This window comes from Thalassoglobus neptunius (assembly GCF_007859735.1).
Lineage (GTDB): Bacteria > Planctomycetota > Planctomycetia > Planctomycetales > Planctomycetaceae > Thalassoglobus > Thalassoglobus neptunius.
Window position 1 is genome coordinate 2,410,961 of the sequence record NZ_SIHI01000001.1, and the last position, 19,080, is coordinate 2,430,040.

The window sequence follows — 19,080 nt, forward strand, 5'->3', positions numbered from 1 at the left end:
GTCTTGAAGCACTTTTATTACGGCGCTATCAAGTGCTGCGGGTATTCGGGCAACACATTCGCATCGAACTGAAAGTCGTCGACGGTCAGATGCCCCCATCCGGTCGTCGAGTGATCGACGATTCTAATGTACATCTTTTGCCCGAGATAAGGTGTCAAATCCCATTCAGCACCCTGCATCACCTGACTATTGATTCCTCGGGCAATCAACACTTCTTCGTCCCCGTCAGCCTTGCACAGTGCTGCGTATGTTTCGTCGCCTCGTCCTCCGCCAATCCGGAACGTCATCTTCTTCCCCGTCGGAATGAAGAGAGGGGAGACGATGACTCCTGTTTGTGAGTCAGAACCTTTCACAGCTTCCGGGGAGTGCTCAAGGGTTGTCAGGTAATACTGTCCCTGCTTGTTGTACTCCTGCCCGTTGTGAAAGAACGTCTCGCGTTGACCAACAACATTCCCGAAGCTGCCTTCGATTACTTTCCACGGGGCGAGCTCTCCCGATTCAAAATCGAAAGTTGCACTGCGTCCACTCGGACTTGCCGGAGTTTTCGGAGCAGCGTGGCTTGCTGCTTTCTTGCTGTTCTGCTTCGAAGCCTTCTCGTCTTGTGCGGGTGCATAACGACTCAGAAGGACTCGCAGCTCTTCGACGAGTTCGGGATGCTCGTTGATGACGTTTTGCGTCTGACTTCGATCGTCCTCCAGATTATACAGCTGCGCCGGTGGAGCATCTTTTCGAATCTTTCCATCTTCGATGTCGCTGTTTACGGAGCCAACAAAGTGAACTGCGGGCGGTCCGCCGAACGTGTGATCCCCTGGCTTCTTTCCGTTGAATCCGCCGCTTCCCTGATTCGGAATGTAGATCCACTTGCCTTTGCGGACTGAAAGGTGAGTCCCTTTGTGCGGAGCAAGAATCAAATGATCTCGGAGCGTCTCTTCCGTTTCCCCGAGCAATGCAGGAAGCATATTGACGCTGTCGGCCTGTTGTTTTGAATCGAGTTGCTGATCAGTCAACGCAGCGAATGTCGCGAGCATGTCCACGTTTCCGAACAGTTGGTCAGACACAGTGCCTGACTTCACCTTTCCCGGCCATCGAACGATGAACGGAACACGATGGCCACCTTCCCAGACACCAAACTTGAACCCCAACAGATCCCCGTTTTGTCGATGCCCAGCTTCGAATGCAGCCTGTCCTCCATGATTGAACATACCTCCATTATCGCTTGTGAAGACCACAAGCGTATCGTCTGTTAAACCGTTCTCGTCGAGGCATGTCAGTATTTCGCCCACGATCCAATCGAGCTCATGTATATAATCCCCGTAGAGCCCGCATTGACTCGTTCCTTGAAATTGCTTCGCGGGAGTAAAAGGATGATGGATATTGGTCGTCGCGAGATAAAGAAAGAACGGCTTGTCTTGATGCGAGCCAATCCACTCGACTGACTTATTGGCAAGAGTCGTTCCGACCTCATAGTCGTTGTAGCGCCGGTGAGCTTCAACGGCTCCGCCAAACTGATTCGGGCTGCGCTGTGCGGCCTCGGGAGGGATTTCGGTGATCGCTGTCACCTCATCTTTTTTGTTTCGACCGAGATGAACAAGCGGATCGTCGGGATCTCCACCGACGATGCGTTCATTCTCAACGAAGACATAAGGTGGAGCACTGTTAACAACCGGAACTCCGAAATAGCTGTCAAACCCGAGATCCTGCGGTCCGGGACTTAATGGTTCCTGCCAGTCGTTGGACCCCGTCTTAAATCCCAAATGCCACTTCCCAAATGCGGCGGCCGCATATCCGCAGTTTTTAAAGAGATCTGCAATCGTGGTTTTGTCCGGATCAACAAGGAGAGGAGACGTTACTGGTGCCGGTCCCCAGATGCCCTTTCCGCCGTTCCCTCGAACAGGGTACTCACCCGTAAGCAGCGCGTAGCGAGACGGAGTACAAACCGCCGAAACCGAATGAGCATCCGTAAACCGTCGTCCCTCAGCAGCGAGTTTGTCGATGTTAGGAGTTTGAACTTTCGTCGCCCCATAACACCCGAGGTCTCCGTACCCGAGATCATCGGCGAAGATGAGCACGACATTCGGTGTTCGTTCTGCACTCCATGCTTCACTCGCTCCAGCTCCTGCCAGAGAGAGAAATATGAGGAGCGAAAGAGTGCGATTAAATCGAGACGTCATCAGTGGCCTCCTCAAGCATTTTCGATATTGATCTTCGCATTCGTCGACAGGATCAGTCACAGGCAACAGGTCTCTTGAATCCCCGCTTTGAGATTGAGTCACTGCGACACAATTCCCAGTGAAGGGAAACCAATTACTTCTCAACCCGGGGTGCATTTAACCATTCGTTGAGTTCGGCAACCATAGACTCGACGACTTCGGGATGGTCGCCGAGGACGTTTTGTTGCTCATTGGGATCGGCTCTGATATCGAACAGTTCAACAGGTTCGCCGTTCCGTGCCAGCAGTTTCCAATCTCCTCGAATGGCAACTTCGGTTGCGAATGGCTTCGGTTTGGGTTCATGTCGCTGCATGTGTCTGTAAAGGTCCAGCTGCCAGAAGACAGTTCCCCGTTCATTCACATCCGGCGATGCAGCCCCCTTCATGACAGGCAAAAGACTGAGACCATCGACGGGAACGTCAGTCGGGATCGCGACATCGGCTGCTTCGCAGAACGTGGGGAGAAGATCGTTGGTGTGCCCGAACTCTTTCGAGACTTGTCCGCTGGAAATCTCGGCCGGCCAGCGGACAATCATTGGGACTCGCAGGCCACCGTCGTGAAGATCGGTTTTCCCTCCCTTTAGGTCGCCAATATATCCCTCGAAAGCAGCTCCATTATCGCTGGTGAACAACACAACTGTGTTCTCGGCGATTCCCAGGCTATCGAGTTTGTTCAGAATCTGACCGACCTTTCCATCCATATGCTGCATCATGGATCGAAAGCGGTGCTGATCATCGCTGATTCCGTCAGCAGCGGTTTCCGACCAGTAAGGTTCGGGAGCAGGTTCATAAGGCTTGTGCGGAACAAGCCACCACACGTTGAGGAAGAAGGGCTTCTCTTCCGCAGCAAACTTTTCAATCAGTTCGACTGCGAAATCACCGTTCGCGTCAGTGAAATGCTTGGAGTAATAGGGATCGTCCGACGAAATCCGTCGATCATTTCGAATCAGAACCGTTCCGCCATTTTGAAAGAGAGTCCGCTCACGGCCCATTTTGCTGCGTATAGGCTGTTGTTCAATCTGTGTTTGATAGATGTCAAAACCATGCTGACGCGGCCCCGGTTGATCCTCCAACCGCTGCCCCTGTTCATCCACATGCAAGCCGCCTAAATGCCACTTCCCCACATGTGCGGTGTGATACCCCGAGTTCTTCAGGAGTTCGGCAATTGTCGTCGCTGATTCCGGCAACCATCGATTGACATCGTTGAAGTGACGGGTGATGTTGAACCGTAGCGGATAGCGTCCCGTCAACACAGAAGCACGTGTCGGTGAACAGACCGCTGAACCAGCATAGAACCTCGTGAACTTCATTCCCTCAGCTGCGAGCCGGTCGAGATGCGGAGTCTTGACTGCGGGACTCCCGAAACAGGAGAGGTCGCCATAGCCGAGATCATCCGCCAATAACATAATAATATTAGGACGTTCGTCAGCTTTTAACTCACCTGTGTATCCAGCCGGTGAGAGACCAACACTGACGACAAACAGAAAAAGAAACGCGAACTTCATCAATTGATTCCAACCTCTTAAATCTACAGAAACAGATCCGCAATATACAGAAACGGAGCCACTCAACCTGCTCGGCCGACTACGCTTCGAGCTTCAGCTTCCCGACTTGGACCGCTGCTCCCATGTTGGCGATTCCCGGACCATAGTAATCTTTCCCGAACGGAAGAATCATCGGCTCTTCCCACGGACGACGGGGAACCATGTCTGCGATCTCATCGATTCGATTGAGGACATCCTCGGAGAGAGGACCTTTCTCGACAGCCTCGACACTGGCTTCTAAATGCTCGACCGTTTTGCATCCGATCGGGATCGTTGAGACAGCTGGATTCGAGACCGCGAATCGTAAACACAACTCGTAAGCGGGCAACTTTAATTCATCGAGAAGTTCGTAGTACGCCAACAACTGTTCGCGTCTCGATTCTGCGAGCCAGAATGGATTCCCTCTCACTTCCTCATCAGCACGTCGAGTGAGGAAGCCCTGCCCGAACACGGATCCCAACGCGACTCCCATGTTGTGATCCACAGCTGCGGGAATGACTGTCTCGGCAGCTTCTCGAAACAGGACGTTGTAGTTGAAGGCGGTTAAGACGACATCGAACCGATCGCTTTGAATGAGCGATGTCATTTCCGTTACGGTTGTCCCAGCGAGTCCGCTGAACCGAATCTTTCCCTCTGCTTTTAGATCATCCATGAGCTCAAGGACCGGCCCATCCAACGGGTCATAACTCGTCCACCAGGGGTATTGTTGTGGACGATCCGGTTCATGAATCATCAGAATGTCAACCTGCTCACGTCCGAGCAGACGCAGGCTTTCTTCGACGGATTCACGCAAAGCGACGATGTCTTGAGGATCGAAAGGCTGTGGGCGACCTCCGAGTTTCGTGGTGATAATCAGCGGGGCAGTATTGCTCGCAATCGCCTGTCCAACGGTGCGTTCACTGTCTGCGTATGCGGGAGCGGTATCGATCGCATTCACGCCCAGCTCAATCGCCCGGTTCATGATGCGTTCCGTCTCGGACACACCTCCCGCCAGAGACGATGTATAAAGACCGCCAATTGAGAGAAGACTCACTTCAATCCCGGTTCGACCGAGCTGTCTTGTTTCCATGAATGAGATCTTTCGAGAAATGGGACCTTCGCGGCTTCAATACGATTTCAAACAATGGTTGTCCGGCCAGATAATTTCACAGCCCGCATTTAGACAACGGAAATCCACTGTCATCTTTTTGCGTCACCACAACGCAACCAGAAACCATCGATCAGTGACCGAACAACGGATTCACTCACGATGATCATCCCGAGTTAGACCAGAACATATTGCGATTTGATGAAATTCGTGGAATTGCTGGCATTCAAGAATTGTCCGCTCAAATCAAAACATGTCGAGAATAGAATGCGACATTCAGCTAATGATTTGCGACACAAGGGCCCGCTGCTTCCTCCGGACGGACACGAGCCCACGATGCCAAATTCGACTGTATTGCCGAACTGATCAATCTGCCCGACCGACAGTCCAGTTGAGATCGCTGCCGTGTCGACTTCTGAAAGTTACCGACACCCGACGCGACGCAGATGATGTCACAGCCCAATCCCGCACCGGAGATTTCGAAGGCAATCTCTCGGAAGCAGTTCTCGCAACTCGTTTCGCCGCCTGAGGATACCTCGCGACCTAGAGCCAAAGCAATTTCCGTCCTGCGAGCAAATGGCGGAGTCGCTCCTCGTTCGAGAATGAGAGAGGAGTACGCCCGGAGGGATTCGAACCCCCGACCTGCGGATTAGAAGTCCGCTGCTGATTGGCTCAAATCCGCTGCTCACGTCGTTACAACCGGAACGGCACCTTGTCGAATTGTCACAAAACGACAGTTAACGAGTTCGGAAATTGACCACGCCGCCGGACGCCGCCGTCGCCGTCAAGAATTCGACCGTGCCCGGGCCTCAAGCCACTCGACGTCAGCGCAAAGAAAAAGCTCCGATGCTGCGGGAACAGCACCGGAGCGAATTGTCACATCCCTCTAGCAATGGAGTTGACATGGAAATCTTAGCATCAATGTGGGAGTGGTTCACGAACAATTTGCCAGTCTTTTGTTTCGTGATGAATACCTACTTTCAGTTTCTAGGTGCGTATCACCGACGGCGCGCAACCGACGAGGCGTCAGTGAGCACACTCAACAGTCATCCAACCGAGGCTAGAATGTGATGCGACATGCCCGGACTCCGTTCCGAGATGACAAAGGAACTTGTGTGACAACAATGCCTTACGTCATCACAACATTTCCATCAAGACGTCTTTTGATACAACACTAAAAAGGTTAACGGCGTTGGCTGCCTCCCTGGCCTGCTGAACAGCCGGCAGAAGGAGTGCGATCAGAATCGCAATAATGGCGATCACAACCAGCAACTCAATCAGGGTAAATCCACGACGTCTTCTAACACGACGTCTTCTAAGATGTGCAACAGCCACAATTTTTCCTCTGAATTTCAAGTGGAAAAGTGTTTCGGCCAGTTGCTTCAAAGAGCATGAACATCAGTCGAAGGCTTCCGCCGCTGAACCAGGAATCATTTTGAAGAACTCCGATCTCAGAGAGAACGTTACTTCGAACATGATCGCCAGTTTCCGATCGAGGCAGGAAGTTGCTACTTGCCCGCTTCATGAAGCATGAACGAGAGGAGCACCGTGCCTGATCACACAAACAGGAAGGAGACGATTGACAATCGCCATTTTGAGGAAGGACGCCTGACAGTTCGTTGCGCTGAAGCAACTGTGATCTTGCGTGGCTGGCTATCTCGATACAGACTCGCTGGCTTCGCTGACATTGAGACTCATTCTCACATTAGAAAGCTGCCCGTTCAAGCCTCTTTGCCAGGATTCAGCGAAACAGATGAAAATGAAACCGCTCCAGACCGGTTTTCCCATCAACACATCCACAGATCTCGAAACAACAAGCATGTGTCGAGTACAGAGAAACCGAAGGACTGGTCTATATTGGATTGGTCACCTTAGAATTGTGAGATACCGAATCCGCATCACCCCGCGCGTCTGAGAGCGATTTCGTCTCAGCCCTTCGAGCCTCCCCGAGTACGCACTTCATTCTTAAGGAATGCCCGACATGCATCCCAGCTTTTCGCAAACTCCCGATCCCTCCTTCAGTCGACGCGAAGCACTTCTCCGATCAGGTACGGGGTTTGGAGCACTTGCATTGGCGTCGATGTTGCCAACGTCATCGCTGTCTGCCGGTCCCGCCCTATCGTCTCACATCAAGCCGCGGGCAAAGAGCGTCATCTTCCTCTTCATGGAAGGCGGCCCCAGCCATCTCGATTTGTTCGACCCCAAGCCTCAACTGAACAAACTCGCCGGGTCTCAACTCCCGGTCGGATACAAGAAGGTCATCACCGCGATGGGAGAAGCGAACTCTCCATTGCTGGGTTCGAAGAGAAAATGGCAACAGCACGGCGAGTCCGGAATCTGGACATCCGACTGGATTCCTCACATTTCAACATGCGTGGACGACATCGCTGTCATTCGATCGTGCTGGACGAACGGCATCAACCATTCTGGTGGAGTCTGCCAGATGAATACCGGCACGCCGCTTCCGGGACGTCCTTCTCTGGGAGCCTGGGTCTCGTACGGACTCGGCACAGAAAACCAGAATCTTCCGGGCTTCGTCGTCATGACCGACAATCCAGCCCAGGTGACAAACGGACCGCGAAACTGGAGCGCAGGGTTTATGCCCGCCAGCTATCAGGGAACCAAGCTCGACTCTGGAACGGAACCGATCGCCAATCTCAACAACCCCAAGGGAATCAGTGATCGACGCCAACGAATGAAACTCGATCTACTAAACGAAATGAACACCCAGCATGCGTCTCGTCGGGAATTTCAGACCGAACTTGAAGCTCGAATCGAGAGCTATGAACTGGCGTTCCGAATGCAGGCACACGCTCCGGAAGCGATCGATCTCGAATCAGAAACTGAAGAGACTCAAAAGCTGTACGGGATCGACGAAAAGCAAACCGAAGCCTTCGGCCGCAACTGCTTACTTGCGCGACGACTGGTTGAGCGCGGAGTCCGTTTCATTCAGCTCTATCACGGTGCGGGCAGCAAGTGGGACGCACATTCCGCGATCGAAAACAATCACACCCGCATGTGCCGCCAGATGGACAAACCCGTTGCCGGGCTCATTCAGGACTTAAAGCGACGAGGACTCCTCGACGAAACACTCGTGCTTTGGGGTGGCGAGTTCGGCCGAACTCCGATGAGCGAAAAAGGGGACGGCCGAGACCACAACCCGACAGGCTTCACAATGTTCATGGCAGGCGGAGGAGTGGCAGGCGGTCAAACGATCGGAGCCACTGACGACCTCGGATTTCATGCGGTCGAAAATCGTCTTCACGTCCATGACCTTCACGCCACCATCTTGTACCTGATGGGGATTGACCACTTGGCGCTGACATACCTTCATAAAGGTCGACCGGAACGACCGACGCAGAATGAAGGAGATGCCTACCGGTTGATCACTGGTCGAGCTCAAGCGTGACTTTCGCTCTTGCTTCACTCGTCACACTGAGCCGATCCCGCGATCTAGAATCGCTAATCGCCGAACAACTTTGGGTCAGAATCCGACGCGAAAGAGCCACTGAGCCAATGCTTCGGATCTCTGATCCCGTGACGACGATGTCGACGGGGCGAAACCTTGCGGAACCATCAGAGGAGGCACACTTCTGATGTCTCGATCACCCTGACTTCCCACTCGTCGTCGCTTCACAAGATCGTCTTGCAGATGAGCGACCGTCGCTTCGACTCTGTCGAGATGCTCCAACGCCTTACGAACGTGAACAGCTCCGACGTGTTTCGTTTCCGGAGTGAAGTGATACCCCTTCCCCGCAGCGGTCGGTTGCCGTCGCCCCGGGCGATGTACGGCGTAGTCACAAGCTCCGAGATGCTCCTTCAGGACGTCAATCTTATTCCTTAGCCGCAGAGTCTCTTCTCGGATATCCTTGTCCGACTCTTCAGCCAGAATTGCTGCCTGAACTCGATGCACACCTTTCACGATGCGGTCCGCATCTTCGAGAAGATGGTCGTAGTCGCGCGACTCGACGAAGTCGTCATGAATCTCCCAACGCAATTCGCGTGCTTCCACGAACGCCGAAAAGGCGAGATCATCGAGATGACGGTAGCGCTCGTTGTGCCGACTCCCAGCCCGAAGATCTTTCGCTCCTGCTGACAGAATTCCACACAAAAGAATCGCCACGCACATCGTCCGAACTTGGAACACGTTCCCCGTTCGAAACAAACTGGTGATTGTTGGACTGACGAACAATGATTTCGTAGATGTATTCACGATAGCTCCCTTTCCTTCGCCTCCAGTGCGTTCTTGATGTCCTTCCCTTTTCAACGATTTGAATTGCGAAAAGCGAGCCGAGCATCGGCAATTCCCGCCGAATAATCACTAACCTCCTACGGGTTCGAAACTTAAGTGGACAAGAAATCCCCTCACCGAATCCGCACAAACGTCGTCACATTGACCCCCCCCAAGAATTCAACACGACGACACTCGAGGCCGATGGGCGTTATCAGAGAAGCAATTTGCCCAGCGATACCCGAGAGTTCCCCGCTGTTTCTTGAACGTCGAACACGATTGACTTACATATCGGGGCTGTAAGCATTGTCGAACGGAATGCAAACCGACTTATCGCCCGATCGCTCGCCCTTCGCCCAGAATTGAATGAACTGGACTCATGTCAAAATTTGATCTCGTCGTTATTGGAGCAGGCCCCGGAGGCTACGTCGCCGCAATCCGAGCCGCACAGTTGGGCAAATCGGTAGCGATCATCGAGAAAGAGCGTCAACTGGGAGGCACCTGCCTGCGCGTCGGCTGTATCCCCAGCAAAGCACTTCTTGAAAGTTCCCATCTTTTCGAACACGCCGGACATGGGTTCGCCTCACGCGGGATCAAAGTCTCGGGACTCGAGATCGACCTCGGCGCGATGATGGATCAGAAGCAGGGAGTTGTCGATACGCTGGCTGGCGGAATCGACGGCCTGATGAAGAAGAACAAGATCGAGAGATTCTTCGGACACGCGACTCTCGCGAATCCCACAACCGTCCAAATCACCTCCGAAGACAATACCGAAGAAGTCACCGGCGACACAATTCTTTTGGCGACCGGCAGCACCCCGGCATCACTTCCCGGAATCGATTTCGACGGCCAATTCGTCGGTTCCAGCACTGATGCAATCGCCTACGAAGAGGTCCCCGAACATCTTGTCGTGATTGGCGGAGGAGTGATTGGCCTCGAACTGGGGACAGTCTGGCGGCGACTCGGTTCTCAAGTCACCGTGCTTGAGTACCTCGATCGAATTCTTCCGGGAATGGACAACGAACTCGCCAAAGACGCCCTCCGCATCTTCAAAAAACAGGGCCTGAAGTTCCACCTGGGAGCACGAGTCACCGGGGTGACCAACGATGGAACAAAGGCAACCGTCACTGTCGACGGACAAGATTCGATCACCTGCGACAAAGTCCTGATGGCTGTGGGCCGAAGACCAAACACTGAGAATCTCGGCCTGGAAGCTGCCAAGGTTGAAGTCGACAAACGCGGGTTCGTCGTGGTGGACAACCACTACAAAACTTCAGCCGGTAACATTTACGCGATCGGCGATCTGATCGGCGGAGCCATGCTGGCACACAAAGCTGAAGAGGAAGGACTGGCCTGCGTCGAGCAACTTTACTCGGGATACGGGCACGTCAATTACAATGCGATCCCCGGGGTGGTTTACACAGATCCGGAAATCGCATCGGTCGGAAAGACGGAAGAAGAGCTGAAAGAAGCAGGGATCGCATACAACAAGGGAACATTCCCGTTCATTGCGAATGGACGCGCCAAAGCGAGCGGAACCGTTGACGGGAAAGTCAAACTTCTGGCTCACAAGGAAACGGACAGAATCCTCGGTGCCCACATCATCGGTCCTCACGCTGGCGAACTCATTGCCGAGTGCGTGGTGGCTATCGAGTTCGGAGCGAGTGCAGAGGACATCGCCCGCAGCTCACACGCTCATCCAACACTGAGCGAAGTGATCAAAGAAGCAGCCCTGGCGGTCGATGGCCGCACGATTCACATGTAAAAACACATGTCGAAAGTGAAGCGAACCGGCTCACGCCGAAATATACCTGTCGCAACTCCGTTAACCCCTGAGTCAGACTCGCCGGGAAACTGTTGATTCTCCGCAAAGTGGCGGCACATTGCTCCTGCGCAAATTGCGATTGCGACCGTCCAATGAAACGGGACGGCCAAGACCGGATGCGTGAGGCTCGCTGCGCACTTCAAGAGTAGAAAAGCAGCAAGAGTCGAAATTGAAGATCAGCAATCCACGCGGAGAATGCTCACTCCGCGCTGCGTTCTTTTTCGAGAATGACCCGATTGCCCTTGTCGTTGAATTCGACGCGAGTCATGAACGCTTTCATCAGCATGAGCCCTCGACCGCTCGGCTTTTGAAGGTTTTCATCGGCGGTTGGATCGGGGACATCTCCGGGATCGAAGCCCGGCCCCTCATCTTCAATTTCCACGATGACCCGTTCGCCATCGTAAGAGCAGTGAACGGAAACATTCTTATTCGGATCGAGCCCGTTTCCGTGTTTGATCGCGTTGACGATCCCTTCTTCCAGCGCGAGCTTCACTCCGAATAAATCATGCTCCGGAAACCCACCGTGCTGGAGCCGCTGCAGGATGTCCTCCTGGACTTCATGCCCCTTGGCGGTATCACTGGGAATCGTGACTTCGAATTCGAACGAGTCAGCCATGCGAGACTGGCCTGCTGTCGAGAAGGTTGCTCGGATAAGTTGAGTTCAGTTCAGGCTGAAACAACGGTTTTTTTAGAATCCCGCGAGTGCGGCTTCCTGATCATCGCGGATATCAAACAGCTTGTTCAAGCGTGTGATTGCGAACACTTCGTAGATGTCTGGACGGATCGAGCAGAGGCGAAGTTGACCGCCAACCGCTTTGACCTTTTTGTCCATCGTGATCAATTTCCCAAGTGCCGCACTGGAGAGATACTCCACAGTCGTGAAGTCGAGGACGATTTTCTTGCGACCGTCTTCTTCTACCAGCCCAAACAACTGATTGCCGATCAATTGTATGTTGTTCTCATCGAGAATCTTCTTGTCGACGAATTTCGCGACAGTAACATCCCCAATTTCTTCAATATCGATACGGCGTTGTCCGGCAGACATGAATAACTTCCTGATAAATCCTGGCGACAGACCTAGCGAAGCGTTCACCGAAAGAACGGTAACGAGACAGAAGTACTTTGACCATCACTTCTCAAGGCACTCAATTTTGATCATCATGCTTGTCAATCGCAATGTCAAGAGCATCAGGTTCACTGTCGATTTTCAATCTCTCCAAACTTCGCTATCAGCGCGTCTGGACCGATTATGCGTATCAGAGCATGAGCCCTTGCCTGCAAACATGGACAACCACCAATGGACACTTCAAATTCCGAACAAAGCCGGCCGAATTACGAGGTCCCCGACAAGAACATTCTGCGTCTGGTCGCATTCGCCGCGATGACAATCACCATCGCGACCGCCGTCATCTTCGGAATTGTTGCGGCCTGCTTGCTGTTTTTTCGTCCTGATCTGGGTGACCAACCGGTGATCGCTCCGCTTATGGGGGCAGTTCTGGTCGCGGGAACAATGGTGGCGATGATCGGTCTCTTCGCGGGTGTTGTTGATCTTTCGTCGTCGCGAGACTCCAAATCCATGACGCTGGTTTCTATCCTCGTGAATGGAACTTTCGCACTGTTGGTGTGCACTGTTGTCCTCACAGGATTCCTCAGATCCTGAAAAGTGATCGACGGAGAATGTGCGAACTCCCTGAAAAAATCGTTTTCTGATATTCGGAGAATGTGTTGATGTCATCCCTGCTCAATCGATTTCAAATCCTCGGAGCGACCGTGCTCTCGACATGCTTCGCGACGACAACCTTCGCCGAAGCGCCGGTTCCGATCGAATCAATCTCCCCCGTTTCTGAAATTGAAATTGAAGTCCAGTCTCAACTCGAGACTTTGCAAAAAGCACTCGACGATCAGGACGGATACGAAGATGCGCGAGAAGGGCAGATTCGTCAGTCGTTCGGACTGCTCGCCTGCTTGGGTCAGGCACTTGCCGAGCACGACGAAGCTTCCGTGACGAAAATTCAGGGACCGGCTCTCCGCGATGCGGCTCTCCAGTTTCAACGAAAGAGCACTCTGGAAGAAGCCAAAGCTGCACTTGAACAAGTCAAACTCTCAGTCAACGGGGAAGCAACGGGAGAGCACAGCGTTGATCACCCGTGGAACAAGCTGATCAACATGCACCCGATGATGGAAGAAATGAACTCCCGCAACAGTGCGTTGCTGAAAGTGCTCCGACGTCCTCGTGGCAAACCGGAAGAACCCGTTCACGCCACAACCTGGGCGATTTTGGCACTCGCCATGCAGGCAGACACTCACGAAGTCAAAGACGAAGCCATGCTTCCGGAATGGAACAAATTCAGCAATGAATTCCGTGAAGCGTCCCTGAAACTTGCCGAGTCCATTCGCAAGAAGGATGGCAAAGAAGGCCGAAAGTGGTTCGACGCTGCGAATCAAAGCTGTGACTCCTGCCACGAAGTCTTTCAGTAAACGTGATTGGCGAATCGAATCGCCAACCAAGAATCTCATTCCAGTCTGTCCTGCGTACTCCAAGGATGAATCAACTGCATGACTGATCAATTCGAACAATCCGAGCTTCCAAAACCCGCTGGTCGGGCTCCGGCCAAAGTCAGCCTCGAAGCAGGGAAGAACTACGCATACTGCACGTGTGGACTCTCCGCGAATCAACCATTTTGCGATGGAGCCCACAAAGGAACCGGATTCGCCCCGCACAAATTCACCGCAGAAGAAGACTGCTCTGTGATGATGTGCATGTGCAAGAAAACGGGGAATACGCCACGTTGTGACGGTGCTCACAAGCATCTCCCGCCGGAAGCTTAAGTCACTGGGAAACGCTCGCAGAGGGTTTTGATCAACTCAAAACCCTTTCGAGCTGTCCAGCAACAGCGTCACCGGGCCATCGTTCACAAGCTCGACTTGCATTTGCGCCTGGAACTGTCCGGATTCGACTCGAACACCGGTGCTTTCGAGACGTTTGAGAAATGTCTCATACAGCGGCTTTGCACTCTCAGGGGACGCAGCTGCCACAAAACTCGGGCGGCGTCCTTTTCGGCAATCTCCATATAGCGTGAACTGACTGATCACCAGCATCTCCCCACCAGTTTCTTCTATCGAGCGATTCATCTTTCCGTCATCGTCCTCGAAGACTCGCAGCCCGACGAGTTTATTCACGATGTAATCAAGATCGTCGCTTGTATCTTCGGAAGAGATTCCGACAAGAACGACGAATCCGCTACCGATCCGCCCTGAGACGAACGACGTCGCGTTCTCTTCATCAATCACCGTGACTTGTGCCGAACTGACTCGCTGAACCACCGCGCGCATTTCTTCTCCGCTACAAAATTCTGATTCCCGAAAACAATGGTGATGAACTCGCGGAAGCTCACAGCTTCACTCGCCTGCGCGGGTCAGCATCAACTCCAACGGACTTGCCTGTTCGTGGCTGTTCGTGCTTGCGAGCCCCTCTCGAAAACGGCTCTATCGGAGAGAACGGACACCCGCTTCACAAACATGAAGAGCGTAGGCGATCGAATTGAGGCGTGTTTCAACCGTATCGGCTCGCGACATGAACACAACAGGATGAGACGTCCCGGTGAGAATTCCCCCGAACTGGCAATCCGAAGTGTACATCATGCCCTTCACCGTCAGGTTGGCACTCAGCAGATTCGGAAAGACCATCGCGTCGACACATCCGGTCACCTCTCCGTCGATCCCCTTCTTGTTGCTCGCGTCTCTCGAATACGCCAGATCGAACGAAAGTGGCCCCTGAACAAGGCAATCACCGAAAGCTCCCTGATTGGCCTTCTCGACGAGTTCCTGCGCAACCACTGTCTCCGGCATCGACGGAACGACTTTTTCCGACGCAGCCATCAAAGCGACCTTCGCTTTGGGTTCGCCAAGTCGCTTCGAAATTTCGACAACACTTCGGATCAGATCTTCGAGTTGCTCTGAAGTCGGAGTGATCGAAATCCCGGTATCGGTCATCAAAAAACAGCGATTGTCCCGGAGAATTTCCATCAGCACAACCTGTCCGATGGTGTGTCCCGTTCGGAGTCCATTCTCTTTGTCGAGCACGGCTTTCATCAGATGCGGAGTCGAAATCTGCCCTTTCATGAGAAACGCAGCCCGTCCGGAAGTGACTTCGTTCACGGCAACCGCAGCGGAATCCGCAGCGTCTTCCAGAATAACGAACGGCTCAAGGTCGACTTCGATCGCGTCCGCACGTTCCTGAATCTGTTCACGATCTCCCGTCAGAATCGGGTGGACCCATCCGCGTCGGCGAGCGAGTTCGAGCGCCTGAATGACCGTTGCATCAGCCCCACCCGCTGCGACAACTCCAACTGGTGACGGAAGTTGATCGGCAGCCGAGAAAAGATCCTGAAAACTTGAGAGAGGCATTCTAAAAGACCTGTCTGAGAGATGTGTAACTTGAGCCTCAACCATTTTCATGGCCGTTCGAACTCACACGAATCGCTTTCCTGAGCGAGGAGATGCCTGCAGCTTCGGCAATCCATGGAGCGTCATTTCATCGGACTCTATTACTCGGACTCAGTTGCGTTTGAAGAAACGGTTCTTCTCCCACCGAGACTCTGCAAGTACGTATAAAGATGCGAAAGATCGTCATCGGAAAGATCCTTCAAGAGACCTTCCGGCATCAGTGACTGGCTGAGTCGACGGCGAACTTCGATGTCTTCGGTTTCGATCCGATACGTCCGGTTGTTCGAATCTCTGAGAACCAAACCATCCACAGATTCGTAAACAATCAGTCCAGTGTGAATCTTCCCGTTGACCGTTGCGATTTGAGTTGTCTGATATCGCGGAGAAACATCCAGATGCGGAAACGCAATCGCAGTAAACAAATCCTCACGAGAAAATCGCCCAGCTACTCCGCTGAGATCCGGACCGAGTGCACTTCGACCACCATGACACTGAATACAACCGCGTCCCCGGAAGAGTTTCTCGCCCGCCAGCGGGCTTCCTGAAGACCAGTCAATCGATGCCAGACGATCCTTCAACTCCTCCAGGCCGAGTTCTTCAGTCCCTGAACGCGAGGCGAACTCTTCGGGAAATTTCTTGGCGACGAACTCAGTCCAGGCCGCAATCTCCTCGGGCTGAGAATCTCCGTCCTTCCCCATGGCGTAATTGAAATTCATTCCATGATTTCTTCGCAGGAGTTCCACGATCTGGTCGCGAATCTGCCGTTCGACCCCACTGTCACCAAGCTGACGAAGAGCACGAACCAGCTCAACGTTTTCCGCCGGGTCCTGAGTTGGGGACAACAGTCCGAGAGAAGAAATACACTCTTGCAACGTCTCTTCACTCGCAGAATCAAGACTCTCGTAGAAATACTTCCGGTCAGCCTCAGTCGGATTGATGGACAGGCAGGAAATCACCGCAGAGCGGAGCGCGAAGTCCGAATACATTTCGCGAATTAACTCATGATCCTCCTTGTTGGGTGACTCCGACAAGAGAAACAGAACGTCGCTGTTCCACGGATAGTCGGGATCTTCACGAATGGTTTTCGAGAAGACTTGAATCGTCTCGCCGAACAGCTGAGGAGGAAACTGGCTCAAGAACTGGACATGCCCCGGATGGCCAAACCCGGGAGTGGCCAGAATCGCTTCGGGTAACTGACGATCCGGTTGGACGAGATTGGTGTAAATTTCAAGTGTTCGGTCTGCCCAGTTCGTATCTTGACGCAATTGAAGTCGATCAATTTTGTGATCGACATTGACGAGACATTTCGCAATCTGGAGACGCTGGTCACTTGTCCTTGGCACAGGCATCCGCGAAAGAACGATCAGTCGATGCAAATCTTCCACCGGATCGGAGTCATCCGTCAGTCGACTCAGCAAACGAGCAAAGAGTAGTTCACTGTTCGCAGAAACGATCGACATCGTTCGTTCAAGTTCACGATCGAGAAGCGGACTTCCGGTCGGATAGACCTTTTCAAGAGCCTTGACGATTTTCGATGTCTGCTCCGTCGATGATCTCAAATCTTGAGGCGATGCGTACCCATCGAAGACCGGAGCAATCTCCGGAGAATCAGGCACAAGATCTCCCAGCCCTAACTGAAGAACCCGAACCGCTTCGAGTTTCAATTCGTTGGACCGCGTCGATTGAAGGATCTGAAGAGCAATGTCGATGGGGTATTCATGAACCCCGTCATTGTTGAGGGCGAATGCGGCCGCGACGGGAATCGCTGCACTCCAACCTTTCGCAAATCCCTTGGCAGCCATCGCTCGAGATGTTTCCGGACGACATTTGACCAGCAACCGCATCGCTGTCTGTCGAACGTATCGATCGGGATGGGCAAGTTGTTCGCCGAGCGCGTCGACATACGAATCAAACACATTCTCTCCGGCTCCAATCAGCGCTTCCATTGCAGCTCGGACAACCTGAGGATTCGAATCTCCGAGATACCAGACAAGATCACGAACGCTGGGTGAAGCAGTTTCCGAACGGCCAACGGACCAGACAGCCCGAGCACGGATCACGGGATCCGGATCTGACGCGAGGCTGTAAAGCATGTCTCCATCGAGTCCCCCAAACTTCTCCGTGAGGATTTCGATTGCTCGAATCCGTTCTGGCTGCGGACGCTGTCGATCGAGCGCAGCATCAATAAACGGTTCGCTTGGAAGCTCAGCAACAAGCGGCTCCCAAATTCGGCGTGACCAGCTGCTCAACGGTTGAGGTGCCTGAAGGCAATGCTCGACACGTTTCGCTGCGCTGCCCGGGATCTCCGAGAGATATCGGAGCCCCGCTTCGGAAGATCGCTCCTTTGCGCGAATCCGATAAACCCCGCCACGAGTTCCCCGGCCTCCAACGCTGATGTACAAGGAACCATCCGGTCCCACTGCTGCATCTGTGGGAGCGAAGCCGTGTTGACCGATCGCACTCATGAAATCGATCGGTTCACTCGACCATGTCGACCCCGAAGGTTCGAGAGGCATTGCGAAGACACGTCCATAGGTCCAGTCCAACACGAAGAGAGCCCCCTGATACTCCTCGGGAAACTGAGAGTGGCGGTAACATTCAACTCCTGTCGGGGAGCCGCGTCCGAACTCGCCGACTGCGGGCGGCATGTCGAAGAACCAGTCGGGACGTTTCCAACTGCGTGTCAGCCAACCAGCATGAGAACCCGGCAACACATGAAACACCCGCGTCGGACGATACCACGGGAGACTGATGTCCCGTTCGCCGTCGCTGTCGAATGTGAAGACGTCGCCGGCAGCTCCAAAGTCGAAGTCGTAAGCGTTTCGAAATCCATCCGCATACACTTCTCCGGTGGAGAGATCGGGCTGAAATCGAAGCACCGCACCGGCCTGCGGATCCTGAACCGGAGTCGTCTCGAGTTTTATGTATCGTCGATCGATGTCAGCATTATTTCCGGCAATGACATACCACCATCCGTCCGGACCTTTGCGGATCGCATGCAGGTCATGTTCGCCACCAGTCTTGATCCGCCAGAACAGATCCGGTGGTCCATCCGCTCGATCGTCGCCATCGCGATCACGATAACGAATCAGTCCTCCTTCACCGGAACAGATCAAATCCCGCCCGGCGAAGTACATTCCCTGGACTCCCCGCTTGGGACCATCAACATAGAGCGATGCGTCATCAGCACGACCGTCGCCATCGGTATCGTGGAGAATCTTGATGTATCCAGCGCCTGACACGACGACTCGCCCAAACGAATCGACAGCCATTGAATAGATGTCGTGTGCGAGCTCGTCGTCCGCATAAAGCGTGACCTCAAACCCTTCGGGAACGCGAACTCCCAGCGACTCGTCGGCACTCGAAATTGAGAGATGTAACTGTGTCGTGAAGAGCCCTACCCCACACAGGAACAAGCATTTGCTCAACGTCGTTCGAAAGTAACCGCTTCGATCCATCAGAACTCTCGGATTGGAATTAGTTGAAGTGGAGCAGTAATTGCTTTGCCAAAGGCATTCTGTTCCTTGAAATCTCAATTGCCAAGGAGAGGCCGTTGCCTTAGTTCAGATTCCTGCTAATGTTCCGATCTTATCGGGAGTTTGGATTTTGCCGCAATGCGGGCTCGCTTCACACGCTGCCCCGGCAAAATACACAATTTGCACAAACAGAGAGCCGCGACCGTCGAGAAGGGGTCACTTCTTCGTCGACCTCTCGTTCCATTGTCAACACACCACACTC

General features: G+C 53.3%; 15 protein-coding genes and 1 tRNA gene. 5 read left to right on the top strand and 11 right to left on the bottom strand.

Going from position 1 to position 19,080, the window contains the following annotated elements:
- Positions 1 to 17 precede the first annotated feature (17 nt).
- The 5 genes from KOR42_RS09480 to KOR42_RS27830 all read right to left on the bottom strand — a co-directional run bounded on the left by KOR42_RS09480 (position 18) and on the right by KOR42_RS27830 (position 6,226).
- The gene (locus KOR42_RS09480) at positions 18 to 2,171 is read right to left on the bottom strand and encodes a sulfatase family protein (protein WP_146509128.1); all 2,154 of its coding nucleotides are present in this window, start codon (positions 2,169 to 2,171) and stop codon (positions 18 to 20) included.
- A 133-nt stretch (positions 2,172 to 2,304) separates the two neighbouring features.
- The gene (locus KOR42_RS09485; RefSeq protein WP_146509130.1) at positions 2,305 to 3,714 is read right to left on the bottom strand and encodes a sulfatase family protein; all 1,410 of its coding nucleotides are present in this window, start codon (positions 3,712 to 3,714) and stop codon (positions 2,305 to 2,307) included.
- Positions 3,715 to 3,793: 79 nt separating this feature from the next.
- Positions 3,794 to 4,822, bottom strand: coding sequence for an aldo/keto reductase (locus KOR42_RS09490; RefSeq protein ID WP_146509132.1), 1,029 nt, complete (start codon positions 4,820 to 4,822; stop codon positions 3,794 to 3,796).
- A 632-nt stretch (positions 4,823 to 5,454) separates the two neighbouring features.
- A tRNA-Arg gene (locus KOR42_RS26525) sits at positions 5,455 to 5,531 on the bottom strand.
- Positions 5,532 to 5,977: 446 nt separating this feature from the next.
- Positions 5,978 to 6,226, bottom strand: a complete 249-nt coding sequence (locus KOR42_RS27830; protein ID WP_390620848.1) for a prepilin-type N-terminal cleavage/methylation domain-containing protein — start codon at positions 6,224 to 6,226, stop codon at positions 5,978 to 5,980.
- A 595-nt stretch (positions 6,227 to 6,821) separates the two neighbouring features.
- On the opposite strand from KOR42_RS27830, the gene KOR42_RS09500 reads away from it, so the two are divergent.
- Positions 6,822 to 8,249, top strand: coding sequence for a DUF1501 domain-containing protein (locus tag KOR42_RS09500; RefSeq protein ID WP_146509133.1), 1,428 nt, complete (start codon positions 6,822 to 6,824; stop codon positions 8,247 to 8,249).
- Between the two features lie 75 nt (positions 8,250 to 8,324).
- Here the strand turns inward: KOR42_RS09500 and KOR42_RS09505 are convergent, their stop codons facing one another.
- Positions 8,325 to 9,053: a hypothetical protein gene (locus KOR42_RS09505; RefSeq protein ID WP_146509135.1), complete on the bottom strand. Its 729-nt coding sequence runs from the start codon at positions 9,051 to 9,053 to the stop codon at positions 8,325 to 8,327.
- Between the two features lie 397 nt (positions 9,054 to 9,450).
- On the opposite strand from KOR42_RS09505, the gene lpdA reads away from it, so the two are divergent.
- Positions 9,451 to 10,836 (top strand): dihydrolipoyl dehydrogenase, encoded by a 1,386-nt coding sequence (gene lpdA, locus KOR42_RS09510; RefSeq protein ID WP_146509137.1) that lies wholly within the window; start codon positions 9,451 to 9,453, stop codon positions 10,834 to 10,836.
- A 259-nt stretch (positions 10,837 to 11,095) separates the two neighbouring features.
- On the opposite strand, the gene KOR42_RS09515 is transcribed toward lpdA, so the two are convergent.
- Both KOR42_RS09515 and KOR42_RS09520 read right to left on the bottom strand, forming a co-directional pair.
- Entirely contained in the window at positions 11,096 to 11,512 is a 417-nt protein-coding gene (locus KOR42_RS09515) for an ATP-binding protein (protein ID WP_146509140.1), read from the bottom strand.
- 72 nt (positions 11,513 to 11,584) lie between these two features.
- On the bottom strand, positions 11,585 to 11,941 hold the full coding sequence (locus KOR42_RS09520; RefSeq protein WP_146509142.1) for an STAS domain-containing protein: 357 nt from the start codon (positions 11,939 to 11,941) through the stop codon (positions 11,585 to 11,587).
- A gap of 252 nt (positions 11,942 to 12,193) precedes the next feature.
- Between KOR42_RS09520 and KOR42_RS09525 the strand changes: the two genes are divergently transcribed.
- The 3 genes from KOR42_RS09525 to KOR42_RS09535 all read left to right on the top strand — a co-directional run bounded on the left by KOR42_RS09525 (position 12,194) and on the right by KOR42_RS09535 (position 13,725).
- Positions 12,194 to 12,556, top strand: coding sequence for a hypothetical protein (locus tag KOR42_RS09525; protein WP_146509144.1), 363 nt, complete (start codon positions 12,194 to 12,196; stop codon positions 12,554 to 12,556).
- A gap of 68 nt (positions 12,557 to 12,624) precedes the next feature.
- Positions 12,625 to 13,374, top strand: a complete 750-nt coding sequence (locus KOR42_RS09530) for a hypothetical protein (protein ID WP_146509145.1) — start codon at positions 12,625 to 12,627, stop codon at positions 13,372 to 13,374.
- Between the two features lie 78 nt (positions 13,375 to 13,452).
- On the top strand, positions 13,453 to 13,725 hold the full coding sequence (locus KOR42_RS09535; protein WP_146509147.1) for a CDGSH iron-sulfur domain-containing protein: 273 nt from the start codon (positions 13,453 to 13,455) through the stop codon (positions 13,723 to 13,725).
- 36 nt (positions 13,726 to 13,761) lie between these two features.
- On the opposite strand, the gene dtd is transcribed toward KOR42_RS09535, so the two are convergent.
- The 3 genes from dtd to KOR42_RS09550 all read right to left on the bottom strand — a co-directional run bounded on the left by dtd (position 13,762) and on the right by KOR42_RS09550 (position 18,800).
- Positions 13,762 to 14,229: a D-aminoacyl-tRNA deacylase gene (gene dtd / locus KOR42_RS09540; protein WP_146509149.1), complete on the bottom strand. Its 468-nt coding sequence runs from the start codon at positions 14,227 to 14,229 to the stop codon at positions 13,762 to 13,764.
- Positions 14,230 to 14,382: 153 nt separating this feature from the next.
- Positions 14,383 to 15,303, bottom strand: coding sequence for a phosphate acyltransferase (locus tag KOR42_RS09545; RefSeq protein ID WP_146509152.1), 921 nt, complete (start codon positions 15,301 to 15,303; stop codon positions 14,383 to 14,385).
- A gap of 140 nt (positions 15,304 to 15,443) precedes the next feature.
- Entirely contained in the window at positions 15,444 to 18,800 is a 3,357-nt protein-coding gene (locus KOR42_RS09550) for a PVC-type heme-binding CxxCH protein (RefSeq protein WP_146509154.1), read from the bottom strand.
- Positions 18,801 to 19,080: the final 280 nt, after the last annotated feature.